This window comes from Microbacterium sp. MEC084, assembly GCF_004514465.2.
Lineage (GTDB): Bacteria > Actinomycetota > Actinomycetes > Actinomycetales > Microbacteriaceae > Microbacterium.
Window position 1 is genome coordinate 272831 of record NZ_MYFP02000001.1, and the last position, 21692, is coordinate 294522.

The 21692-nt window shown below is 71.8% G+C and carries 20 protein-coding genes; 4 read left to right on the forward strand and 16 right to left on the reverse strand.

Annotated elements, in window-relative coordinates:
- Positions 1-19: 19 nt before the first annotated feature.
- From B5M43_RS01325 to B5M43_RS01355, 7 genes are all read right to left on the reverse strand, one after another.
- Positions 20-466, reverse strand: a complete 447-nt coding sequence (locus tag B5M43_RS01325; protein ID WP_134744982.1) for a MarR family winged helix-turn-helix transcriptional regulator — start codon at positions 464-466, stop codon at positions 20-22.
- 334 nt (positions 467-800) lie between these two features.
- Complete coding sequence (gene uvrB / locus B5M43_RS01330) at positions 801-2882, reverse strand: excinuclease ABC subunit UvrB (protein ID WP_134744983.1); 2082 nt, start codon at positions 2880-2882, stop codon at positions 801-803.
- A gap of 63 nt (positions 2883-2945) precedes the next feature.
- Positions 2946-4697, reverse strand: a complete 1752-nt coding sequence (locus B5M43_RS01335) for a biotin carboxylase N-terminal domain-containing protein (RefSeq protein ID WP_230667499.1) — start codon at positions 4695-4697, stop codon at positions 2946-2948.
- On the reverse strand, positions 4678-6279 hold the full coding sequence (locus tag B5M43_RS01340; RefSeq protein ID WP_230667501.1) for an urea amidolyase family protein: 1602 nt from the start codon (positions 6277-6279) through the stop codon (positions 4678-4680). The genes B5M43_RS01335 and B5M43_RS01340 overlap by 20 nt, the downstream gene beginning before the upstream one ends.
- A complete protein-coding gene (locus tag B5M43_RS01345; protein WP_134744984.1) occupies positions 6276-7061 on the reverse strand; it encodes a putative hydro-lyase in 786 nt (261 codons plus the stop codon). The genes B5M43_RS01340 and B5M43_RS01345 overlap by 4 nt, the downstream gene beginning before the upstream one ends.
- Positions 7058-7828, reverse strand: coding sequence for a LamB/YcsF family protein (locus tag B5M43_RS01350; RefSeq protein ID WP_134744985.1), 771 nt, complete (start codon positions 7826-7828; stop codon positions 7058-7060). Before B5M43_RS01350 ends, B5M43_RS01345 begins: the two co-directional genes overlap by 4 nt.
- A 3-nt stretch (positions 7829-7831) precedes the next feature.
- Complete coding sequence (locus B5M43_RS01355; RefSeq protein ID WP_055989493.1) at positions 7832-9088, reverse strand: NRAMP family divalent metal transporter; 1257 nt, start codon at positions 9086-9088, stop codon at positions 7832-7834.
- Between the two features lie 162 nt (positions 9089-9250).
- Between B5M43_RS01355 and B5M43_RS01360 the strand changes: the two genes are divergently transcribed.
- Positions 9251-9892, forward strand: a complete 642-nt coding sequence (locus B5M43_RS01360) for a GntR family transcriptional regulator (protein ID WP_055989496.1) — start codon at positions 9251-9253, stop codon at positions 9890-9892.
- Here the strand turns inward: B5M43_RS01360 and coaE are convergent.
- Together coaE and B5M43_RS01370 are read right to left on the reverse strand one after the other, a co-directional pair.
- A complete protein-coding gene (coaE, locus tag B5M43_RS01365; protein ID WP_134744986.1) occupies positions 9889-10491 on the reverse strand; it encodes a dephospho-CoA kinase in 603 nt (200 codons plus the stop codon). The two genes, B5M43_RS01360 and coaE, sit on opposite strands and share 4 nt — an antisense overlap.
- A gap of 51 nt (positions 10492-10542) precedes the next feature.
- A complete protein-coding gene (locus tag B5M43_RS01370) occupies positions 10543-10974 on the reverse strand; it encodes a DUF1761 domain-containing protein (RefSeq protein WP_055990541.1) in 432 nt (143 codons plus the stop codon).
- A gap of 134 nt (positions 10975-11108) precedes the next feature.
- Here B5M43_RS01370 and B5M43_RS01375 point away from each other — a divergent pair, with 134 nt between their 5' ends.
- A complete protein-coding gene (locus B5M43_RS01375) occupies positions 11109-11465 on the forward strand; it encodes a VOC family protein (protein WP_055989502.1) in 357 nt (118 codons plus the stop codon).
- Between the two features lie 67 nt (positions 11466-11532).
- On the opposite strand, the gene B5M43_RS01380 is transcribed toward B5M43_RS01375, so the two are convergent.
- The 7 genes from B5M43_RS01380 to rpsA all read right to left on the reverse strand — a co-directional run bounded on the left by B5M43_RS01380 (position 11533) and on the right by rpsA (position 19875).
- On the reverse strand, positions 11533-12075 hold the full coding sequence (locus tag B5M43_RS01380) for a CoA-binding protein (RefSeq protein WP_055989505.1): 543 nt from the start codon (positions 12073-12075) through the stop codon (positions 11533-11535).
- Positions 12072-13409 (reverse strand): O-acetylhomoserine aminocarboxypropyltransferase/cysteine synthase family protein, encoded by a 1338-nt coding sequence (locus B5M43_RS01385; RefSeq protein ID WP_055989508.1) that lies wholly within the window; start codon positions 13407-13409, stop codon positions 12072-12074. The genes B5M43_RS01380 and B5M43_RS01385 overlap by 4 nt, the downstream gene beginning before the upstream one ends.
- Positions 13406-15427 carry an acetate--CoA ligase gene (acs, locus tag B5M43_RS01390; protein ID WP_134744987.1) on the reverse strand — a complete coding sequence of 674 codons (2022 nt, stop codon included), beginning with the start codon at positions 15425-15427 and terminating at the stop codon, positions 13406-13408. Before acs ends, B5M43_RS01385 begins: the two co-directional genes overlap by 4 nt.
- Positions 15427-16251: an ABC transporter permease gene (locus B5M43_RS01395; RefSeq protein WP_055989514.1), complete on the reverse strand. Its 825-nt coding sequence runs from the start codon at positions 16249-16251 to the stop codon at positions 15427-15429. Before B5M43_RS01395 ends, acs begins: the two co-directional genes overlap by 1 nt.
- On the reverse strand, positions 16248-17279 hold the full coding sequence (locus tag B5M43_RS01400) for an aliphatic sulfonate ABC transporter substrate-binding protein (RefSeq protein WP_134744988.1): 1032 nt from the start codon (positions 17277-17279) through the stop codon (positions 16248-16250). Before B5M43_RS01400 ends, B5M43_RS01395 begins: the two co-directional genes overlap by 4 nt.
- Positions 17276-18259, reverse strand: coding sequence for an ABC transporter ATP-binding protein (locus B5M43_RS01405; RefSeq protein ID WP_134744989.1), 984 nt, complete (start codon positions 18257-18259; stop codon positions 17276-17278). Before B5M43_RS01405 ends, B5M43_RS01400 begins: the two co-directional genes overlap by 4 nt.
- A 167-nt stretch (positions 18260-18426) precedes the next feature.
- Positions 18427-19875: a 30S ribosomal protein S1 gene (rpsA, locus tag B5M43_RS01410; RefSeq protein ID WP_134744990.1), complete on the reverse strand. Its 1449-nt coding sequence runs from the start codon at positions 19873-19875 to the stop codon at positions 18427-18429.
- Between the two features lie 331 nt (positions 19876-20206).
- On the opposite strand from rpsA, the gene B5M43_RS01415 reads away from it, so the two are divergent.
- Both B5M43_RS01415 and B5M43_RS01420 read left to right on the forward strand, forming a co-directional pair.
- The gene (locus B5M43_RS01415; protein WP_134744991.1) at positions 20207-21385 is read left to right on the forward strand and encodes a hypothetical protein; all 1179 of its coding nucleotides are present in this window, start codon (positions 20207-20209) and stop codon (positions 21383-21385) included.
- 30 nt (positions 21386-21415) lie between these two features.
- On the forward strand, positions 21416-21691 hold the full coding sequence (locus tag B5M43_RS01420) for a type II toxin-antitoxin system Phd/YefM family antitoxin (RefSeq protein ID WP_055989526.1): 276 nt from the start codon (positions 21416-21418) through the stop codon (positions 21689-21691).
- Position 21692: the final 1 nt, after the last annotated feature.

Sequence of the window (21692 nt, forward strand, 5' to 3'; positions counted from 1 at the left end):
CCCACAGGCGAACCCCAGGCTAGGCGACCGGCTCGAAGCGCCCGGTGAAGGGCTTGATCGCGTCGCGGATCTCGGACACCTGGTCGATCGACATGCCGAGGCGGGCGAGCACCTTGCCGGGCACCAGGAGGGCCTGCTCGCGGAGGGCCTGCCCCTTGTCCGTCAGCTCGATGTCGAGGCGGCGCTCGTCGTCCGCGCGGCGCGAGCGGTGGATGAGCCCCTGCGCCTCGAGGCGCTTGACGAGCGGCGAGGCCGTCGCCGGGTCCATCGCGAGCTCGTCGGCCAGCTCGCTGAGCGTGCGCGGCGACTTCTCCCACAGCGCGACCATCACGAGGTACTGCGGGTGCGTGAGCCCCATGGGCTCGAGGACCGGGCGATAGATCGACACGACGTTGCGCGCCGCCGTCACCATCGCGAAGCAGAGCTGGCGCTCCAGCTTGAGCAGGTCGTCGGCGGCGATGTCCATAGTTTCCAGGGTACCCCTCAACCTTTCGTGTGCCCCGGGATCATCCCGCCCGGCTCGGGGCGAGTCGAGTTCCCCGCACCGCGGCCCGGAGCGATTCAGTCTTAGTACACTAACCGTTATGACAGAGAAGACCACATGGCGCCAGAGGGTGCGCGATGCCGGCGGTCTGTATCAGTGGGCGAACGCCACGCTCATCCGGCTGGCGGGTCCGCCCCAGCTCAGCCCGAACGTCCCGCGCGACCGCGGCGGGGATCCGTGCGCTCACTGCGGTCGCCCCCGGCGGGACCATCGCCCGGAGGGCGAGACGCTGCTCTGCCCGGAGGGCTGACGCCGGTCAGGCGTGGCCGGCCTTCTCCATCTGGCGAAGCTCCCGCTTGAGGTCCTGCACCTCGTCGCGCAGGCGGGCCGCGAGCTCGAACTTGAGCTCCTCGGCCGCCGACAGCATCTGCTGGGTCAGGTCGGCGATCGCCTCCTCGAGCTGCTGCGCCCCCTCGGCCGCGATCCCCTCGCGCTTCTTGATCGGCGTCGGGGTCTTGCCCTTGCCGCTCTTCAGGCGTGACGCGTCGCGCTTCGACAGCAGCGCGTCGGTGTCGGCGCCCTCGCGCGCCAGCTGATCCGTGATGTCCGCGATGCGCTTGCGCAGCGGCTGCGGGTCGATCCCGTTCTCGCGGTTGTACGCGATCTGGATCTCGCGGCGCCGTTCGGTCTCCTCGATCGCGTTGCGCATCGAGTCCGTCATGGTGTCGGCGTACATGTGCACCTGACCGGACACGTTGCGCGCGGCGCGGCCGATCGTCTGGATCAGCGACGTGCCCGAGCGCAGGAAGCCCTCCTTGTCGGCGTCCAGGATGGCCACGAGCGAGACCTCGGGAAGGTCGAGGCCCTCTCGCAGCAGGTTGATTCCGACGAGCACGTCGTACACGCCCTGCCGCAGCTCGGTGAGCAGCTCGACGCGGCGCAGGGTGTCGACGTCCGAGTGCAGGTAGCGCACCCGCACGCCGTGCTCGCCGAGGAAGTCCGTGAGCTCCTCGGCCATCTTCTTGGTCAGCGTCGTGACGAGCACGCGCTCGTCGCGGTCCACGCGGATCCGGATCTGCTCGAGCAGGTCGTCGATCTGCCCCTTGGACGGCTTCACGACGATCCCGGGGTCGACGAGGCCGGTCGGACGGATGATCTGCTCCACGACGCCGTCGGCGACGCCCATCTCGTACTTGCCCGGCGTGGCGGACAGGTACACGGTCTGGCCGATCCGGTTCTTGAACTCGTCCCAGCGCAGCGGCCGGTTGTCCATCGCACTGGGCAGGCGGAAGCCGTGCTCGACCAGCGTCCGCTTGCGCGACGCGTCGCCCTCGTACATCGCCCCGATCTGCGGCACGGTGACGTGCGACTCGTCGATCACCAGGAGGAAGTCGTCGGGGAAGAAGTCCAGCAGCGTGTGCGGCGGCTCCCCCGGGCCGCGTCCGTCGAGGTGACGCGAGTAGTTCTCGATGCCCGAGCAGAAGCCGAGCTCCTGCAGCATCTCGAGGTCGAAGGTCGTGCGCATCCGCAGACGCTGGGCCTCGAGAAGCTTCCCCTGCGACTCGAGCTCCTTGAGGCGCTCCTCGAGCTCGTGCTCGATGGTCTTGATGGCGCGCTGGATCGTATCCGTGCCCGCCGCGTAGTGGGTGGCCGGGAAGATCGCGACGGCGTCGAGCCTCTCGATAACGTCACCCGTGAGCGGGTGGAGCTTGTAGAGCGCCTCGATCTCGTCGCCGAACAGCTCGATCCGGATCGCGTGCTCCTCGTAGACGGGGATGATCTCGATCGTGTCGCCGCGCACGCGGAAGTTGCCGCGGGAGAAGTCGACGTCGTTGCGGTTGTACTGCATCGCGATGAACTGCCGGATGAGCGCGTCGCGGTCGTACCGCTCCCCCACCTGCAGCGCGACCAGGGCGCGCAGGTACTCCTCGGGCGAGCCGAGGCCGTAGATGCACGACACGGTGCTGACCACCACGACGTCGCGGCGGCTCAGCAGCGAGTTCGTCGTCGAGTGGCGCAGGCGCTCGACCTCGGCGTTGATCGACGAGTCCTTCTCGATGAAGGTGTCCGTCTGCGGCACGTAGGCCTCGGGCTGGTAGTAGTCGTAGTACGACACGAAGTACTCGACCGCGTTGTTCGGCAGCAGGTCGCGGAACTCGTTCGCCAGCTGCGCCGCGAGCGTCTTGTTGTGCGCCATCACGAGCGTCGGGCGCTGCACCTGCTCGATCAGCCAGGCGGTGGTCGCGGACTTGCCCGTTCCGGTCGCGCCGAGCAGGACCACGTCGGTCTCGCCCGCGTTGATGCGGGCCGCGAGCTCGGCGATCGCCTTCGGCTGGTCGCCGGACGGCACGTACTCGCTGACCACCTCGAACGGGCGCACGCTTCGGGTCGTCTGCATGGATTCCAGCCTAGGAGGGGCCACGGACACGCGGCCCGCGGCGACGGCGCTCGCGGCGGACGCTCAGCCGTCGATCGCGCCGAGGGCCTCCCCAACGAGCACGCCGTCGCCCGCCTGCGCCGCGTGACGCAGCGTGCCCGCGCGGTGGGCGGGCACCCGGGTCTCCATCTTCATCGCGTCGATGACCGCGACGTCCTCCCCAGCGGCGACCGAGGCGCCGTCGTCGGCGAGCCATCGCACCAGCGTGCCGGGCACGGGTGCGACCAGCTCCGCCGGGTCCGCCTCCTCCCCCTCGACCGAGTCCCCGACCCCCGCCGACGCCGACGGCGCGCCGAGGCCGCCGAGCAGCGCCGCGGGCAGGCCGAGCACGACGCGCCGTCCGTCCAGCTCGATCGGGAAGCGAAGCAGCTCGTCCGCCGCGACCGGCTCCGGGCGCGCCTGCGCGTCGAGCCGCGGCATCAGCTCGGACTCGATCCACTGCGTGTGCACGGCGAACCCGGCGGTCGTGAACGCCGGGTCGTCGATCAGCTCCCGCGCGAACGGCGCGACGGTGGCGACGCCCTCGACGCCGAGCTCGCGCAGGGCCCGCCGGGCGCGCACGATCGCCGCGTCCCGATCCGCCGCATGCACGATCAGTTTCGCGATCAGGGAGTCGAATGCGGGCTGGACTGCATCGCCGGCCTCGAGACCGCCGTCCCAGCGCACGCCCGGGCCGCCGGGCACCCTCAGCGCCGACACCCGGCCGGGACTGGGCAGGAACCCGCGGCCGGGGTCCTCCGCGTTGATCCGGAACTCGATCGCATGGCCGACGGGCTCCGGGGTGGAGCGGAACGTCATCCCCTCACCGGCCGCGATGCGCAGCTGCTCCCGCACCAGGTCCACGCCGGTCACGGCCTCCGTGACCGGGTGCTCGACCTGGAGGCGCGTGTTGACCTCGAGGAACGAGATGACGCCGTCCGCGCCCATCAGGAACTCGACCGTGCCCGCCCCGCGGTACGACACCGCCGCGCAGATGTCGCGTGCGGCGTCGTGGATGCGGCGCCTCTGCTCCTCGGTCAGCCCGGGCGCCGGCGCCTCCTCGACGAGCTTCTGGTTGCGACGCTGCAGCGAGCAGTCCCGGTCGCCGACCACGACGACCCCGCCCTCGCCGTCGCCGAGCACCTGCGCCTCGATGTGGCGCGGACGCTCCAGGAACCGCTCGACGAAGCACTCCCCGCGGCCGAAGGCGGCCACCGCCTCGCGCGACGCGGACGCGAACGCCTCGGCGACATCCTCCATCCGGCGGGCGACCTTGAGGCCGCGGCCGCCGCCGCCGAACGCCGCCTTGATGGCGATCGGCAGGCCGTGCTCGGTCGCGAACGCGACGGCCTCCTCCGCCGACGCGAGCGGCCGGTCGGTGCCCGCCACCAGCGGAGCCCCGACGCTCTGGGCGATCCGGCGGGCCGTGATCTTGTCCCCGAGGCTCTCGATGCTCTCGGGCGTGGGGCCGATCCAGATGAGACCCGCCTCCTCGACGGCGCGCGCGAACGCGGCGCTCTCCGAGAGGAAGCCATACCCCGGGTGCACCGCGTCGGCGCCGGCGGCCCGCGCGGCGGCGATCAGCCGGTCGATCGAGAGATAGCTGTCGGCCGGCGTGGTGCCGCCCAGTCCCTGCGCCTCGTCGGCCAGACGCACGTGCAGCGCGTCGGCGTCCTGATCCGCGTACACCGCGACGGATGTCATCCCCGCCTCGGCGAGCGCCCGGATGACCCGCACGGCGATCTCGCCCCGGTTGGCGATCAGCACCTTCTGCACATCAGGCTCCTGTCTGGTCATGTGCGCCGCGCTGAGGTGCGACGGCTCGGAAGCGGATGCGGACGCCGGGCGGCAGCTGGCCGGCCAGGTCCAGGTCGGCGTCGATCACGGCGCCGATGATCGGGTAGCCGCCCGTCAGCGGATGGTCCGGCAGGAACAGCACGGGCTGCCCGTCCGGCGGGACCTGGATCGCGCCGGTCACGGCTCCCTCGCTGGGAAGCTCGCCGGGCACCGCGCGCTCCAGCGGCACGATGCCCGCGAGCCGGATGCCGACGCGGTCCGACCGCGGCGTGACCGTCCACTCCTGCTCGAGGAGCGTGCGCACGCCGGCGGCCGTGAACCAGTCATCGCGTGGCCCGAGCACGACGCGGAGGTCGACGACCTCGCCGGCGACGGGAAGGGGGTCGCGCGGAGCCGGCACCGGCTGCACGGCGGCGGAACCCGCGCGGGGGCCGTGGAGCGGGATGACCATGCCCGCGGCGAGCGGGGCGCCGCCGAGCTCCATGGGCCCCACACCGGCGAGCGTGTCGCTGGACAGGCTGCCCAGGGCCGGCGAGAGGTCGATGCCCCCTCGCACCGCGATCACCGCGCGCAGCCCATCCCGGGCGTGGCCGAGGCGCAGCTCGTCCCCACTCTCGACGGACGCCGGCGCCCCGTGCGGCACGGGCAGCTCGACCCCGTCCGTCCTGGCGATCACGGCATCCGCGCGGGCCCCTGTCACGGCGACGACCCCCGGGCCGCGGAAGCGGAGCACGGCGCCGCCTCCGGCCAGCTCGAAGGCGGCCGCGCCGGGACGATTGCCGACGGCGACGTTCGCGTCGCGAAGGGCCCTGCGGTCGGCGACCCCGGACGCCGAGACCCCGAGCGCAGCGTGCCCGGGACGCCCGAGATCCTGAATCACCAGCTGCAGGCCCGGGCGCACCACCTCGACGGCGTAGGGGCCGTGGTGCGGCGCGGGTGGCGCCGGAGGCGGGAGCTCGACGCGCTCCCGTGACGCACGCTCGAACCGCACCACGGCGCCGGGCTCGAGCAGGGCCGGAGGCTCCCGACGCAGGTCCCACATGACGGCGTCCGTGCGTCCGATGAGCTGCCAGCCGCCGGGGCTCTCTCGCGGATACACACCGGAGAAGTGCCCCGCGAGCCCCACGGACCCGGCCGGGATGCGCGTGCGCGGGGACGAGCGGCGCGGAACGTCGAAGATCGGATCGTCGCCCACCAGGTACCCGAACCCGGGCGCGTACCCGGTGAACGCGACGCGCCAGGTCGCCCCGAGATGCCGCGCCACGACCTCGTCGGCCGGGATCCCCAGATGGCGCGCCACCTCGTCGAGGTCCTCGCCGTCGTACCGGACGGGCAGCGTCACGGTGCCGGCCGCGACCGCCGCGGCCCGCGTGGCGCTCAGGGCCGCGATCCGCGTGCGCAGCTCGGTGCCGGTGATCGCGAGCGGGTCGAAGCGCACGAGCACCGTGCGCGCCGCCGGCACGAGCTCGTGCACACCGGGCAGCCCGGCGGCGAGGAGCGCAGCATGCAGGCTCATGGAGCCCTCGAGGTCATCCTCCTCGACCAGCAGCGCCCGGTCCGAGGCGGAGAGGACCCGCCTCACGCGAGGTACTCCGAGTCCGGCACGTCCGTCACGAACATGTGCCCGGGCGCGTGCGTCAGCGCGAACGGAGGACGCGACGCCATGATCGCCGCCTGCGGCGTCACGCCGCACGCCCAGAACACGGGGACCTCTCCGTCGCGCATCTCGGGCGCGTCGCCGAAGTCCGGTCGTCCGAGATCCGTCACTCCGAGCGCCGCCGGGTCGCCCACGTGCACGGGCGCCCCGTGCACCGCGGGATACCGGCCCGAGATCCTCACCGCGTCGGCCACCCGGTCCGCCGCCACCGGTCGCATGGAGACGACCATCTCGCCCCGCAGCCGCCCGGCCGGAAGGCACTGCCGGGAGGTGCGGTACATCGGCACGTTCCGTCCGAGCTCGCGGTGACGGATCGGGATGCCGGCGTCGGTCAGGCCCGCTTCGAACGTGAAGCTGCAGCCGATCAGGAAGGACACCAGATCCGGGTGCTCCGCCCAGGCGGCGGACGCATCGCTCGTCTCCTCTGCGAGCTCCCCGTCGCGCCACACCCGGTAGGCGGGGAGGTCCGTCCGCAGGTCCGATCCCGGCGCGAGCGTCGACTCGACGGCGCCGGCGTCGAGCACCTCCAGGACGGGACAGGGCTTGGGGTTCCGCTGGGCGAACAGGAGCACGTCGTACGCCCAGTCCGCCGGCACGGCGATGAGGTTGGCCTGGACGAGACCGTGCGCGACGCCGCTCGTCGGGGCGACGAGCCCGCCTCGATAGGCCGCGCGCGCGGCGCGCGCATCGTCCACGGCACGCGTCATCGCGCTCCCTCCGCGAACGGCGCGATCCGGATGCCCCCGCTCTCGAGCAGCGCCCGCGTCGCGGCCGCCATCGCGATGGCGCCCGCGCTGTCGCCGTGCACGCAGATCGAATCCGCGCGCAACCGCACGTCGGTGCCGTCGATCGCTCGGATCACCCCCTCGCGTGCAAGGCGCAGCATGCGCGTCGAGACCTCGTCGGGGTCGTGCAGCACGGAGCCTGCCTCGCTGCGCGAGACCAGGTCCCCGGAGGGCGTGTAGGCGCGGTCCGCGAACGCCTCCGCAGCGGTCGCGAGCCCGGCCCGCTCGGCGACGTCGAGGACGACACCGCCTGCAAGTCCGAGCAGCACGAGCGACGGGTCCACGGCCCGGACCGCGGCGACGACGTCGCGCGCCTGCCTCTCGTCGCGCGCGATCGTGTTGTACAGCGCACCGTGCGGCTTGACGTATCGCACCCTCCCGCCGACCCCCGCCGCGAGGCCGAGGAGCGCGCCCAGCTGGTACTCGACGTGGGCCTGAAGCGTCGCGGAGTCGACGTCCATGGCGTTGCGGCCGAAGCCCTCGTAGTCGCGGTAGCCGGGGTGGGCGCCGATCGTGACGCCGTGCGCGACGGCGGCTGCGAGCGTGTCGCGGATCCCCTCCGGGCTGCCGGCGTGGAACCCGCAGGCCACGTTCGCGCTCGTCACGATGCCGAGCATGGCCCCGTCGTCGGCCACGATCCGGTCGGGCGTGTTCTCGCCGAGGTCGGAGTTGAGGTCGATCGACATCACGGGTCAGCCGCCGATGCCGATGAACGCGAAGATCGGGCCGATCGAGACGGCTCCCATGTACCAGGTCAGCAGGGTGGCGAGCGTGCCCACGACGAGCAGCCAGACCGGGTAGCGGTAGCCGCCCAGGATGTCCCGCTGCCGGAACCAGCCGATGTACATGAAGATCGTCATGCCGATGGGGAGGATGAGCCCGTTGAAGCCGCCCACGAACACCAGGATGGCGGCGGGAGCCGCGCCGATGGCCAGGTAGAAGCCGAGCGAGACCACGATGAAGGCGACGGTCGTGATCTGCAGCGGCCATCCCGATCCGAGCTTCTTCGAGAAGGTCGAGATGAACGTCGCGGACGTGTACGCGGCCCCGATGACCGAGGTGATCGCCGCCGCCCAGAAGATCGCGCCGAAGATGCGGATGCCGGCGTCGCCGAGGACCGCGCCGAACGCCTGGCCCGCGGGGTTCGCCGCCTGGCTCGACAGGTCGAGGGTCACGCCGGAGGCGACGACGCCGAGGATCGCGAGGAAGAGCACATAGCGCATGACGCCCGTGACGAGGATTCCGCTGATCGACGCGCGATGCACGGACGCCACGTGCTCGGGGCCGGTCTTGCCGGACTCCAGGTAGCGGTGCGCTCCCGCGTAGGTGATGTACCCGCCGACCGTTCCGCCGACGATGGTCGTGATGGTGGCGAAGTTCAGCTCGTCCGGGACGAACGTCTGGCGCAGCGCGTCGCCGACGGGCGGCTGGGACACGATCGCGACGATGAGGGTCAGGACGATCATGACGATGCCGAGCACCATCACGACGGCGTCGACCACGCGCCCCGCGCGCTTGTAGAGGAAGATGCCGATCGCGAGGAGCGCCGAGAGCAGCCCTCCGATCTTGGCGTCGATGCCGAGCAGCGCGTTCAGGCCGAGGCCCGCGCCCGCGATGTTGCCGATGTTGAAGGCGAGGCCGCCGATCACGATGAGGGTCGCGAGCACATGCCCCGAGAACGGGATCGCCGAGTTCGCGAGATCGCCGGCGCGCTTTCCCGAGACCGTGATCATCCGCCACACGTTCATCTGCAGCGCGAAGTCGATCAGCACCGAGGCGAGGATCGCGAACGCGAACGCGGCGCCGAGCTGGGCGGTGAACGTGGCGGTCTGGGTGATGAAGCCGGGTCCGATGGCCGAGGTGGCCATCAGGAAGATCGCGCCGAGGATCGGTCCGCGACGCGAGCGGGCGAACGTCTTCGCCCGCTCGGCGGTGGTGGTCTCGCTCATGTCGTGCTCCTCTGGGGAAAGGGCCTGCGGGATGTGGGAAGCGGTCGCGGTGGGGCGCGCGACCTGATGTCGAACAACATCCCACGGATTGTTGAACAATCCAAGTCGTTTTTGTTTCAATCCTGTTGCGGCGCGCTCGCGGGCCCGCCGTAGGATTCCTGCATGCCCGCCCACGACGAGACGCTCGCCGACGTGCTGCGGCAGCGGATCATCGCCGGTGATTTCGCGCCCGGCACGCGGTTGTCGGAGACCTCGCTCTCCGAGTTCTTCGGCGTCTCGCGCAACACGCTGCGCGAGGCGTTCCGCGTCCTGGTCGAGCAGGGCCTGATCGAGCACATCCCCCATCGGGGCGCGTCCGTCGCGTCGCCCACGGTCGCCGACGTGATCGACATCTATCGCGCGCGTCGCACCATAGAACCCGCCGTGCTCGCCGCGGGGTCCCCGCTGCACCCTGCCGTGGACGCGATGCGCGACGCGGTCGAGGCGAGCGAGGCGGCCCTGTCCGCGAAGGACTGGCGGGCGGTCGGCACCTCCAACATGGCGTTCCACGCGGCCATCGTGGCGCTGGCGGACAGCCCGCGCCTCGGACGTCTGTTCCGCGACATCGCCGCGGAGCTCCGCCTGGCGTTCCTCGAGATCGACAGCCCCGAGGCGCTGCACGCCCCCTACGTGCCCCGGAACCGGGCCGTGCTCGAGGCATTCCTGACCGAAGGCGGACCGGCCGCATCCGACGAGCTGCACGCGTACCTCGTCCATTCCGAGCAGACCGTGCTCGGGGCGTTCACGCGGCTCGGACGCCGCTAACCCTCCGCCCGGAGCCGCTCCCACAGCGCGTCGGTCTGCACGAGCGTGTCGTCGAGGGATCCGGACGTGTCGATCACGACATCCGCGAGCTTCAGGCGCTCCTCGTCGGGCACCTGGTTGGCGATGCGCGCACGCGCCTCGTCCTCGCTCATGCCTCGGTGCTCCACCATGCGCGCGACGCGGACGTCGGCCGGCGCGTGGGCGACGACCACGGTGTCCCACTCCCCCGTGCCGCGCGCCTCCGCGAGCAGCGGCACGTCGTAGACCACGACGGCGCGAGGGTCCGCGTCGAACGCCGCGCGGAACCGCCGCTGCGACTCCGCCTTCACCGCGGGGTGGACGATGCCGTTGAGCGCCGCCAGCCGGTCGCGGTCGCCGAAGACGAGCGCACCGAGCGCGGCGCGGTCGAGCGCGCCGTCGGCGGTCAGCACACCGTCGCCGAACTCGGCCGCGATGGCCGCGAGCACCGGCGTCCCCGGCTGCTGCAGCTCCCGCACGAGCGCGTCGGCGTCGATCACCACGGCGCCGTGCTCGGCGAGGCGGCGGGCGATCGTGGACTTGCCGGACGCGATTCCGCCGGTGAGCGCGACGAGGGGCATGCCAGCAGTCTGGCACGCCCCTTGCGCGCTGATCTGCGGTCGCCGCCCGGATCAGACCGTCCCGGCGGGCGGCCAGACGCCGATGATGATCGCCATGACCACGACCGTGACGAGCTCGTGCGCGATGTTCATGAGCGTCAGCTGGCCCGGCCGGCCCTCGAACGCGTCGTGCGTGATGAAGCGCGCGGCGGTGAGGCCCGCCCACAGCAGCACGGCGGTGACGAGCGCGGCCATGAGGTAGCTGCCCTGGTAGAAGTGCCAGGCGATGGTGATCGCCCCGGCGAGCACCCAGGCGGTGATGAAGCTGACGACCACGGTCACGACGATGGGCACGGTCGCGTCCTTGCCGGTGCCCTCCATCGACACCCCGGCCAGCTGCGACCACCGGGTGCCGAAGACCTTCGGCGCGTACCAGACCGAGCCGACGACCATGCTCGAGAGGGTGGCCAGGACGACGGCCCAGTAGTTGATCTCAGGAATCATGCCGCGACTGTACCGCGCGCCCGCCTCGCCGCGCGGGAGGCCGATCGAACGATCGCACTGCGGCCCCTTGCCGGTGTCGGCGGCCGGGCATACCGTGAGCGCGTCGGAGGCCACCCCACGACGAAAGGGCAGTCATGGCACACGGAGACGTCACGCACCTCGAGATCCCGGTCTCGGACCTGGAGAAGGGCAAGGCCTTCTACGCCGACCTGTTCGGCTGGCAGATCGAGGCTCCGCCGGGCTTCGAGGAGTACCCCATGTGGCAGAACCCCAACGGCGTCAGCGGTGGCGCGCTCACGCCGCGCGAGGAGGGCTTCACGCAGCCGCGCTCGATCGTCGAGGTCGACTCGATCGACGACACGCTCGCGAAGGCCGTCGCCGGCGGCGGCGAGATCGTCAAGGAGCGGACGCCGATCACCGAGACCAGCTGGTGGGCGCTGTTCCGCGACCCCGACGGCAACGTGGTCGGGCTGTTCGAGGGATCGATGTGATCACGTGACGACATGACGGGGCCGGGGCCGCACGGACATCCGTGCGGCCCCGGATCGGGTCGGTCGGTCAGCGCGACAGCAGCTGGCGCTTCGAGCTGATCACGCCGGTGTCGAACCCGGCCAGGTGCAGGCCGCCGTGGAAGCGGGCGTGCTCGATCTTGACGCAGCGGTCCATCACGACGGACAGGCCTGCGGCCTCCGCGAGCGCCGCGGCCTCCTCGTTCCAGGAGCCGAGCTGCAGCCACAGGGTCTTGGCGCCCACGTCGATCGCCTCCTGCGCGACGCCCGGCAGATCCTCGTGGCGGCGGAACACGTCGACGAGGTCGGGCACGACCGGCAGGTCGGCGAGCGACTTGTAGGCCGGGCGCCCCAGGATCGACTCGGCGCGCGGGTTCACGAAGTACACGTCGTAGGGCGAGCTTCCCAGCAGGTACGTCGCGACGAAGTAGCTCGCGCGCGCCGGGTTGTCGGACGCGCCGACGATCGCGATCGACTTGGTGGCGCGCAGGATCTCGTAGCGGTCCTGCGCTCCCGGGCCGACCCAGGTGCGGCCCGCCACCGGGGCCGAGGCCCAGGGCAGCTCGCAGGCCACGATGCCGCTTGCGCTCATCGGTTGACTCCCGTCGCCTCGGTGAGGGCCTGATCCAGGTCCCAGATGATGTCCTCGACGTCCTCCAAGCCGACCGAGATGCGGATCAGGTCGGCCGGGACCCCCGCGGCGACCAGCTGCTCGGGCGTGAGCTGCTGGTGCGTGGTGGACGCCGGGTGGATGACCAGGGTACGCGCGTCGCCGATGTTCGCCAGGTGCGAGGCCAGCTTGACCGAGTCGATGAAGCTCTCGCCCGCGGCACGGGCCGCGGCCGCGCGCTCGGCGTCGTCCGCGAACTCGCCGGCCGGCTTGACGCCGAACGCAAAGACCGAGCCAGGGCCGAGCGGGAAGTACTTCTGCGCCCGCTCGTGGTGCGGGTGCCCCTCGAGGCCGGCCCACGTCACGAACGAGACGCGCGGGTCGGTCGACAGCCACTCGGCGACCACGCGCGCGTTCGCGACGTGCGCGTCGATCCGCTGCGGCAGCGTCTCGACGCCCTGCAGCAGGTTGAACGCCGCCTGCGGCGTCAGGGCCGGGCCGATGTCGCGCAGCTGCTCGCTGCGGAGCTTGGTGAGGAAGCCGTACTCGCCGAAGTTGTCCCACCAGCGGATGCCGCCGTACGACGGCACCGGCTCGGTCATCGTCGGGAACTTCCCGTTGCCCCAGTCGAACTTGCCCGACTCGATCACGATGCCGCCGAGCGTCGTGCCGTGACCGCCGAGGAACTTGGTGACCGAGTGGATCACGATGTCAGCGCCGTGCTCGAGCGGGCGCGACAGGTACGGGGTGGCGAGCGTCGCGTCGACCACGAGCGGCACGCCGGCGGCGTGCGCGACCTCGGCGAGGCCCGCGATGTCCGCGATCTCGCCGCCGGGGTTGCCGATCGCCTCGGTGTAGACGACCTTCGTGTTCGGGCGGATCGCGGCGGCGAAGTCGGCCGGGTCGCTCGAGGCGACGAACGTGGTGTCGACGCCGAAGCGGCGCAGCGTCACGTCGAGCTGCGTGATCGTGCCGCCGTACAGCTGCGCCGACGCGACCACGTGGTCGCCCGCGCCGACCAGCGCGGCGAACGTGATGAACTCCGCGCTCATGCCGCTCGACGTGGCGACCGCTCCGATGCCGCCCTCGAGCGACGCCAGGCGCTCCTCGAGCGCCGCGACCGTCGGGTTGCCGATGCGCGAGTAGATGTTGCCGTACTTCTGCAGCGCGAACAGGTTCGCGGCGTCCTGCGCTCCGTCGAAGACGAACGACGTCGTCTGGTAGATCGGCACCGCGCGGGCGCCGGTGGCGGCGTCGGGGGTGCCGCCCGCGTGCAGCGCGCGCGTGCGGAACCCGAAACGGTGCTCCTCGGTCACAGGTTCTCCTTCTGGTGGGGCTTCTGGGCGGTCTCCACCGCGGCGCGCACGCCGTCGACGGCCCAGGGGTTCTGCAGCGACGTCGTGTCGCCCAACTCGTCACCCTGCCACAGCTGGGCGAGCAGGCGGCGCAGGATCTTGCCCGAGCGCGTCTTGGGCAGCTCCGGCACGAACACGATGTGCTTGGGCTTGGCGACGGGCCCGATGTCGCGCGCGACCTGCGCGCGCAGCTCGTCCGCGTCCACGTCCTCGCGCGCCGCGACGAAGGCCGCGACCGCCTGGCCCGTGAGCGGGTCGGCGACGCCGGCGACGCCGGCCTCGCCGACGGCGGGGTGCGCGACCAGCGACGACTCGATCTCGATGGTCGACAGGCGGTGGCCCGACACGTTCACGACGTCGTCGAGGCGGCCGAGGATCCAGACGTTGCCGTCGGCGTCGACCGTCGCGCCGTCGCCCGCGACGTAGTACGCCCCGTGCTCCCCCTTGCCCGCGTAGGGCGCCCAGTACGAGTCGCGGTAGCGCTGCGGGTTCCCCCACACCGTGCGGGCCATCCCGGGCCACGGACGACGCACCACGAGCGTGCCGGCGCGGCCCGGCGCGACGGGCTCCCCCTGCTCGTCGACCACCGCGGCGTCGATGCCCGGCAGCGGCACGGTGGCCGATCCGGGCTTGAGCGTGGTCACTCCCGGCAGGGGCGCGATCATCGCGGCGCCGGTCTCGGACTGCCACCACGTGTCGACCACGGGCACCTCGTCGCGGCCGTGGTTGCGGCGGAACCACACCCACGCCTCGGGGTTGATGGCCTCGCCGACCGTGCCGAGCAGGCGGATGGTCGACAGGTCGTACCCCTCGGGGATGCGCTCGCCCCACCACGTCATGAACGTGCGGATGAGCGTGGGGGCCGTGTAGTACACGGTCACGCCGTAGCGCTGGATGATCTCGAGGTGCCGCTCCTGCGAGGGGGTGTCCGGCGTTCCTTCGTAGATCACCTGGGTGAGGCCGTTGGACAGCGGGCCATACAGCTCGTACGTGTGCGCGGTGACCCAGGCGAGGTCGGCGGTGCACCAGTGCACGTCGTCGGGCTTGGCGTCGAAGTGCGCCCAGTGCGCCCAGCTCGCGTGCGTCAGGTAGCCGCCCGAGGTGTGGACGAGGCCCTTGGGCTTCCCGGTCGTGCCCGACGTGTAGATGATGAACAGCGGGTGCTCGGCGTCGAACGGCTGCGGCTCGTGCACGTCCGACGCGGTCTCGACCACGTCGTGCCACCAGACGTCGCGGCCCTCGGTCCACGGCACGTCCTGACCCGTGCGGCGCACCACGAGCACGTGCTCGAGGTGCGCGATGCCGGCCGCCGCGGCGTCGGCGTTGGACTTGACCTCCACGGCCTTGCCGCGGCGCCACTGGCCGTCGCTGGTGACGAGCAGCTTGGCGCCCGTGTCCTCGATCCGGAACCGCACGGCCTCGGCGGAGAAGCCGCCGAACACGAGCGAGTGGACGGCGCCGATCCGCGCGCATGCGAGCGCGATCACGACGGTCTCGACGAGGACCGGCAGGTACACGACCACGCGGTCGCCGGGCTCGATGCCGAGCGCGAGCAGGCCGTTCGCGGCCTGCGACACGCGGCGCTGCAGGTCGGCGTACGTCACGGTGAGGCGGTCGCCGGGCTCGCCCTCGAAGTGCAGCGCGACCTTGTCGCCCCGCCCTCCGGCGACGTGCCGGTCGACGCAGTTCGCGGCGACGTTCAGCCGTCCGCCCGCGAACCAGCGCGCGGCGGGGACGGTCAGCTCGCCGTCGGCGCCGCGGACCGGCGGCTCCCACTCGTGCGCGGTGTGCCACGGCTCCGCCCAGTCGAGGCGGCGCGCCGCCTCCTCCCAGAATGCGATGGGGTCCGCCGCGGCACGCGCGTACGCCTCGGCGCCCACGTTCGCCTGCGCGGCGAACGCGGCGGGCGCGGGGTATGCGCGCGTCTCCACGAGGCGGCTCTCCTCGGCGGAGGGCGCCAGCTCGGTCGCATCCGTCATCACAGCCACCTCTTCAGCACGGCCCGCTCGAACAGGACGAGCAGGGCGTTGGTCAGGGTGCCCAGCAGGGCGAGCAGCACGATCGCGAGCAGGATGCGGTCGACGCGACCGGTCTGCTGCGAGTCGGTGAGCAGCCAGCCGAGGCCCATCGACGACGCGATGAGCTCAGCCGCCACCAGGAAGAGCCACGCCTGCGCGAGAGCGAGGCGGAGGCCCGACACCAGGGACGGCACGACGGCGGGCAGCTGGATCGTGCGCAGGAGCGACCAGCCGCGCAGCCCGAACGAGCGGCCGGCCTCCACCAGATGCGGGTCGACGCGGCGCAGCGCGGCGGCCACGGTCGTGTAGACGGGGAAGAACGCGCCGATCGCGATCAGCGTGATCTTGGACTCCTCGCCGATCTGCAGCCACAGGATCAGCAGCGGCACCCAGGCGAGCGACGGCACGGCGCGCACCGCGACCAGCGTCGGGCTGAGCAGGATGTCCCCGAGGCGCGACAGGCCCACGATCGCCGCCGCCGCGAGCCCGATGACCGCCCCGGCGAGGAAGCCGATCACGACGCGCTGCGTCGAGATCGCGATGTGGAGCCACAGGCTGCCGTCGCCGATGAGCTGCCCGGCCGCCTGCACGACGGACAGGGGCGCCGGCAGGCGGTAGACGGGCACCGCGCCGGAGGCCGTGGCGATCTGCCATACGGTCACCAGCAGGACCGGCAGCGCGAGCCCTCCGACGACCCGGACGGACGTGCGCGACCACCACGGCCGCGCCGCGACCGGCGCCGCGGGGGCGCCGGTCGCGGCGTGCGTGCCGGAAGGCTGCGTCACTGTCCCGTGGCCTGCTTCGCGAAGGAGTCCTCGATGATCGACTCGAGGGCGGCGTCGACGGCCTCCTGGCCGCCCGCGACGTCGCCCGACTCCACGATCACCGGCGCGATCTTCTCGAGCACCGCGAGCTGGTCGGCGCCGGGAACCCCCGAGACGTCCAGGTTCGAGCGCTCCTCGATCACCGTGGCCGCGACGACGGGGTCGATGCCCGCGGCCTCGGCCAGCAGCGCCGCGGTCTCCTCCGGGTTCTCGAGAGCCCACGCGCGGGCCTCCTCGTACGCGTCGACGATCACCTGGGCGACATCCGCGTGGTTCTCGATGAAGTCCTCGGTCGCGTTGAGGAAGCCGTAGGTGTTGAAGTCGACGTTGCGGTAGATGAGCTGCGCGCCCGACTCGACCTCGGCGGCCGCCATGATCGGGTCCAGCCCCGCCCACGCGTCGACCGAGCCGCCCTCGAGCGCCGCGCGCCCGTCGGCGTGCTGCAGGTTCTGCACCTCGACGTCGTCCAGCGACAGGCCCGCGGTCTCGAGCGCCTGCAGCAGGAAGAAGTACGGGTCGGTGCCCTTCGTGGCCGCGATCGAGGCGCCCTCGAGCTGCTCGACCGACGTGATCTCGCTGTCGGCGCCGACCACGAGGGCCGACCACTCGGGCTGCGAGTAGATGTCGATCACCTTGATCGGCGAGCCGTTGGCACGCGCGAACAGCGCCGCCGATCCGGCGGTGGACGCGACGTCGGCGGAGCCCGAGCGCAGCAGCTCGTTGGCCTTGTTCGAGCCGGCGGACTGCACCCACTCGACCTCGACGCCGTCGCCGAGCGCCGCCTCGATCAGGCCCTGGTCGCGGACCACGAGGCTCAGCGGGTTGTAGGTCGCCCAGTCGACCGTGACCGTGTCGGTCGACCACTCGGCCTCTCCCGACGCGGCCGCGGGAGCCGGCGCGTTCTCGCCCGCGACGCAGCCCGTGGCGACCATCGCCATGGCGCCGACCAGAGCGAGCGTCGGGACGGTGCGGCGGATGAGAGTGCTCATCGGTTCTCCTTGCGGGTGGTGGGGTGATGGTGGGTGTGCACGCCGAGCCCTTCCAGCAGGCCCGTGCGCAGATCCGCGAGCGCGCGATCGGCGCGGTCGCGAGGTCGGGAGCCCGGGACGGTGACGACCCGGGCGATGGAGCGGGGCGCGCCGGGGGCGGCCGCGGTCGCGGGCTCGTGGCGCTCCACGGCGACGGGCACCGCAGCTCCGGCGTCGCCGATGCCGGCGCCGGAGCCCAGGGCGACGACACGCGCGCGCTGGGCTGCGGGCGCCTCGGTCGGGTCGACGGCCGGGGCGTGGAGCGAGCGCAGCAGCAGGACGCGGTCGCCCAGATACAGGGCCTCCTCGACGTCGTGCGTCACGAGCAGGATGGTCGTCGGCTCGGCCGCGTGGATGTCCAGCAGCAGGTCCTGCATCCGCAGCCGCGTGAGCGCGTCGAGCGCGCCGAACGGCTCGTCGAGCAGCAGCACACCGGGGTTCCGCGCCAGCGCACGCGCGAGCGAGGCGCGCTGCGCCATGCCGCCCGAGACCTCGCGCGGGCGCTGGTCGGCGGCGTGCTCGAGCCCGACCAGCTGCAGCAGCTCGCGGACGCGCTCGCGCCCCTCGCGGCGGCCGGCGCGGCTGCTCAGCGTCCCGCGCGGCAGGCCGAGCTCGACGTTCTGCGCGAGCGTGCGCCACGGCAGCAGGCGCGGCTCCTGGAACGCCACGGCCGTGCGCTCATCCGTGTCAGACAGTGCGGTGCCGTCCAGGGTGATGGACCCGGCGGTCGGGGCGTCCAGCCCCGCGATCAGGCGCAGAAGCGTGGATTTGCCGCACCCGGACGGGCCGATCACCGAGAGGATCTCGCCGGGCGCGAGATCGATGTCGATGTCGCGCAGCACCTCGCGCGATCCGCCGGGCGCGGCGAAGGTGCGTCCGACGCCGGTCAGCGTGACGGCGCCGGCGCGCGCAGGGGCGACCGTTGGGGTGGGGAGGGACATCTCCCCCATGCTGACGCCGCGGACGCCGTCGTCCGAATCCGGCGCAATATGACGTCACATTCGGGCGGACCGCGCGACATCCGCCAGAATTCGCCTCCGCGGAAACGGAAGACGGGGTCGGATCCCGAAGGATCCGACCCCGTCCTGCGTGCGTCAGCTGCTGAGGATCAGCGGCCGGCCAGCTTCTCGCGCAGAGCCGCGAGGGCCTCGTCGTCGGCCAGGGTGCCGGCACCGGCCGACTCCGAGCTGAACGACTGGCCGCCGAAGTCCTCGCCGGCCTCGGCCTCGGCCTCGGCGGCCTTGGCCACCTGAGCCTTGTGCTGCTCCCAGCGGGCCTGGGCGGCGGCGTACTCCTGCTCCCACTTCTCGCGGGCCTCGTCGAAGCCCTCGAGCCACTGGTTGGTCTCCGGGTCGAAGCCCTCGGGGTACTTGTACTCGCCGTTCTCGTCGTACTCGGTGACCATGCCGTACAGCGCCGGGTCGAACTCGGTGCCGTTGGGGTCGACCATCTCGTTCGCCTGCTTGAGCGAGAGCGAGATGCGGCGACGGTCGAGGTCGATGTCGATGACGCGGACGAAGACCTCCTCGCCCACCGAGACGACCTGCTCGGCCAGCTCGACGTGCTTCGACGACAGCTCCGAGATGTGCACGAGGCCCTCGATGCCGTCGGCGACGCGGACGAACGCACCGAACGGAACCAGCTTCGTGACCTTGCCCGGCGTGATCTGACCGATCGCGTGCGTGCGGGCGAAGACCTGCCACGGGTCCTCCTGGGTCGCCTTGAGCGACAGCGAGACGCGCTCGCGGTCCAGGTCGACCTCGAGGATCTCGACGGTGACCTCCTGGCCGACCTCGACGACCTCGGAGGCGTGCTCGATGTGCTTCCACGACAGCTCCGAGACGTGCACGAGGCCGTCCACGCCGCCGAGGTCGACGAACGCACCGAAGTTGACGATCGACGAGACGACGCCCTTGCGGACCTGGCCCTTGTGCAGGTTGTTCAGGAACTGCGTGCGCGTGGCCGACTGCGTCTCCTCGAGGAGGGCGCGGCGCGAGAGCACGACGTTGTTGCGGTTCTTGTCGAGCTCGAGGATCTTGGCCTCGATCTCCTGGCCGAGGTACGGCGTGAGGTCGCGGACGCGGCGCAGCTCGATGAGCGACGCGGGCAGGAAGCCGCGCAGGCCGATGTCGACGATGAGACCGCCCTTGACGACCTCGATGACGGTGCCGGTGACGACGCCGTCGTTCTCCTTGATCTTCTCCACGTCGCCCCAGGCGCGCTCGTACTGCGCGCGCTTCTTCGACAGGATCAGACGGCCTTCCTTGTCCTCCTTCTGGAGGACCAGGGCCTCGACGACGTCGCCGACGCTGACGACCTCGTTGGGGTCGACGTCGTGCTTGATGGAGAGCTCGCGCGAGGGGATGACGCCCTCGGTCTTGAAGCTCACGTCCAGCAGCACCTCGTCGCGGTCGATCTTGACGATCGTGCCCTCGATGATGTCGCCGTCGTTGAAGGACTTGAGGGTCTTCTCGACCGCGGCCAGGAAGTCCTCAGCAGAGCCGATGTCGTTGATCGCGACCTGCTTGGTGGCCGGGGCGGTCGTTGCGTTAGTCATGTAGTGGGTTGTCCTTGTTGGATTGTTTGCTCGGGCCGCGGCTCGGTCCCGACCTCCGGTGCCCCGGACGCGCGAGACCACGGTTCGAACCGCGGCAGTTGGATTGTTCTCTTTCATCACGCGGTGGTCCGTCGCGGGAGGACCCGGATGACGCGCACACGCGTGACAGTTCAGGATATCAGAGTCGAGGGTCCGTTCGGGGGCCGGATGCGAGCGGATCGCCCCGCGACAGGACACGCTCGCTCGTCCACAGCCCGAGGTCGCGGGCGATGTCTTCCTCATCACACGAGATCACCCCCGCGCGTCGGCATCGGACGCCTACGTTCGCGTCATGTACATCACGTCGAGCCCTCGATTCTCGATCGTCGAAGTGCGTCGCATCGGCGACGCGGAACCGGAGCGGGTGTTCCGGATGCTCGCCGACGCGCCGATCCGCATTCTCGCGCGCGCCATGCAGCTCACGACCGGCGACGAGAGCGGCTGGGTGCACGAAGCCGAGTCCGACTGGTCGCTGGCCGAGCTCGGCCGACGCGGGTGGGGCGGGGAGGACGACGAGCCGGGCTGCGACGAGCCGCTCGGCCCCGGGTACCGCGTCACCATCACCGGGTCCGAACCGGCCGAGGTCGGGGACTCCACCGTTCTCCTGCTCCGCTGCGGCGCCGAGCACCTGCCCAGGTTCTCGTGGTGGGGTCGAGCGACGCCGATCGATCCGACACTTCTGCAACGCGACCTCGACATCGAGTTCGGGTTCGTGCCACGCCTGGTCGATCCCTGGCGCGCGGACGGCCCGGCACCCGGATCCCCTCTTGCAGACCTGTGCGCCCACCTGCCGCCGATCGACCGCGTGGCATTGGAGTCCCACCTCGAACAGCATGGACTGCTGCACCCCGCTCCCCTCGATGCCCGGGAGACGACGGAGCTGACGTGGGCATTCGCGGCACTCGGCGACGCGATCGGCGGCGGCATCCCACAGGGCGCGGATGGCGGTCTCACGGCCGGATTCACCGAGGAGCTCGCGGGCACCCTGGGCTGGGAGCACACGCACGCGGGCGCGCTGATCGATGCCGCATGGCGGCATCGGCTGATGCGCCGGCTGCGCGGCCGGATCCTCACGACCAACCGGGGTCGGCTGAACAGCGCCAGAAGCAAGGCCGACATCGCCATTGACGCCGTCGGACTCTCCGCTCGCCATCCCTGGTCCGGGTCGCGAGAGACCGGCTCGACGCTCGCACTCCTCGCGATCGCCGACGGGATCGGCGAGCGCCTGGCCGACATCCCTTCCCTGCTCGCCGAAGCCCTCTCTCCTCTCGACGCACCCCGGGGAACGCACCCGCACGCCGAGTTCGTCGGCGACCGCAGTCGCGAGACCCTCGCCCGCGACGATCTCCCCGACGTGCTCGCAGGCCTCGCTCTGCTCAGCGCACGTGGAGCACACGGCGTGATCACCCCACCGATGCGTCGACTCGCGAACCACCTCGCGGTGCAGCCGCGACGGTTCAGCCCCTTCTGAAGCGAGCATGCATGTTCTACAATGAAGCACATGTCGGAGATCGGGATCCGCGAGCTCAAGCAGAACGCCTCCGCCGTGGTCGCGCGGGTCACGGCGGGTGAAACCGTGGTGATCACCGACCGACGTCGCCCCGTGGCCCAGCTCTCGCCTCTGCCGCAATCGCCGCTCGAGCAGCTGCGAACGGCCGGTCAGGCCCGCACCGCGAGACGGTCGCTCGACGAGCTCGGGATGCCACCGGGCGGCATCGACGAGAGCGGGCGGGTGACCGCGGCCCTCCTCGCGCTGCGTGAAGACGAACGGCACTGAG

Excerpts from the sequence above, each read along its gene's own strand:
- B5M43_RS01325 (WP_134744982.1), bottom strand. The coding sequence starts at position 466 with ATGGACATCGCCGCCGACGACCTGCTCAAGCTGGAGCGCCAGCTCTGC.
- uvrB (WP_134744983.1), bottom strand. The coding sequence starts at position 2,882 with ATGCAGACGACCCGAAGCGTGCGCCCGTTCGAGGTGGTCAGCGAGTAC.
- B5M43_RS01335 (WP_230667499.1), bottom strand. The coding sequence starts at position 4,697 with ATGACCAGACAGGAGCCTGATGTGCAGAAGGTGCTGATCGCCAACCGG.
- B5M43_RS01345 (WP_134744984.1), bottom strand. The coding sequence starts at position 7,061 with ATGACGCGTGCCGTGGACGATGCGCGCGCCGCGCGCGCGGCCTATCGA.
- B5M43_RS01355 (WP_055989493.1), bottom strand. The coding sequence starts at position 9,088 with ATGAGCGAGACCACCACCGCCGAGCGGGCGAAGACGTTCGCCCGCTCG.
- B5M43_RS01360 (WP_055989496.1), top strand. The coding sequence starts at position 9,251 with ATGCCCGCCCACGACGAGACGCTCGCCGACGTGCTGCGGCAGCGGATC.
- coaE (WP_134744986.1), bottom strand. The coding sequence starts at position 10,491 with ATGCCCCTCGTCGCGCTCACCGGCGGAATCGCGTCCGGCAAGTCCACG.
- B5M43_RS01370 (WP_055990541.1), bottom strand. The coding sequence starts at position 10,974 with ATGATTCCTGAGATCAACTACTGGGCCGTCGTCCTGGCCACCCTCTCG.
- B5M43_RS01375 (WP_055989502.1), top strand. The coding sequence starts at position 11,109 with ATGGCACACGGAGACGTCACGCACCTCGAGATCCCGGTCTCGGACCTG.
- B5M43_RS01380 (WP_055989505.1), bottom strand. The coding sequence starts at position 12,075 with ATGAGCGCAAGCGGCATCGTGGCCTGCGAGCTGCCCTGGGCCTCGGCC.
- acs (WP_134744987.1), bottom strand. The coding sequence starts at position 15,427 with ATGACGGATGCGACCGAGCTGGCGCCCTCCGCCGAGGAGAGCCGCCTC.
- B5M43_RS01400 (WP_134744988.1), bottom strand. The coding sequence starts at position 17,279 with ATGAGCACTCTCATCCGCCGCACCGTCCCGACGCTCGCTCTGGTCGGC.
- B5M43_RS01405 (WP_134744989.1), bottom strand. The coding sequence starts at position 18,259 with ATGTCCCTCCCCACCCCAACGGTCGCCCCTGCGCGCGCCGGCGCCGTC.
- rpsA (WP_134744990.1), bottom strand. The coding sequence starts at position 19,875 with ATGACTAACGCAACGACCGCCCCGGCCACCAAGCAGGTCGCGATCAAC.
- B5M43_RS01415 (WP_134744991.1), top strand. The coding sequence starts at position 20,207 with ATGTACATCACGTCGAGCCCTCGATTCTCGATCGTCGAAGTGCGTCGC.
- B5M43_RS01420 (WP_055989526.1), top strand. The coding sequence starts at position 21,416 with ATGTCGGAGATCGGGATCCGCGAGCTCAAGCAGAACGCCTCCGCCGTG.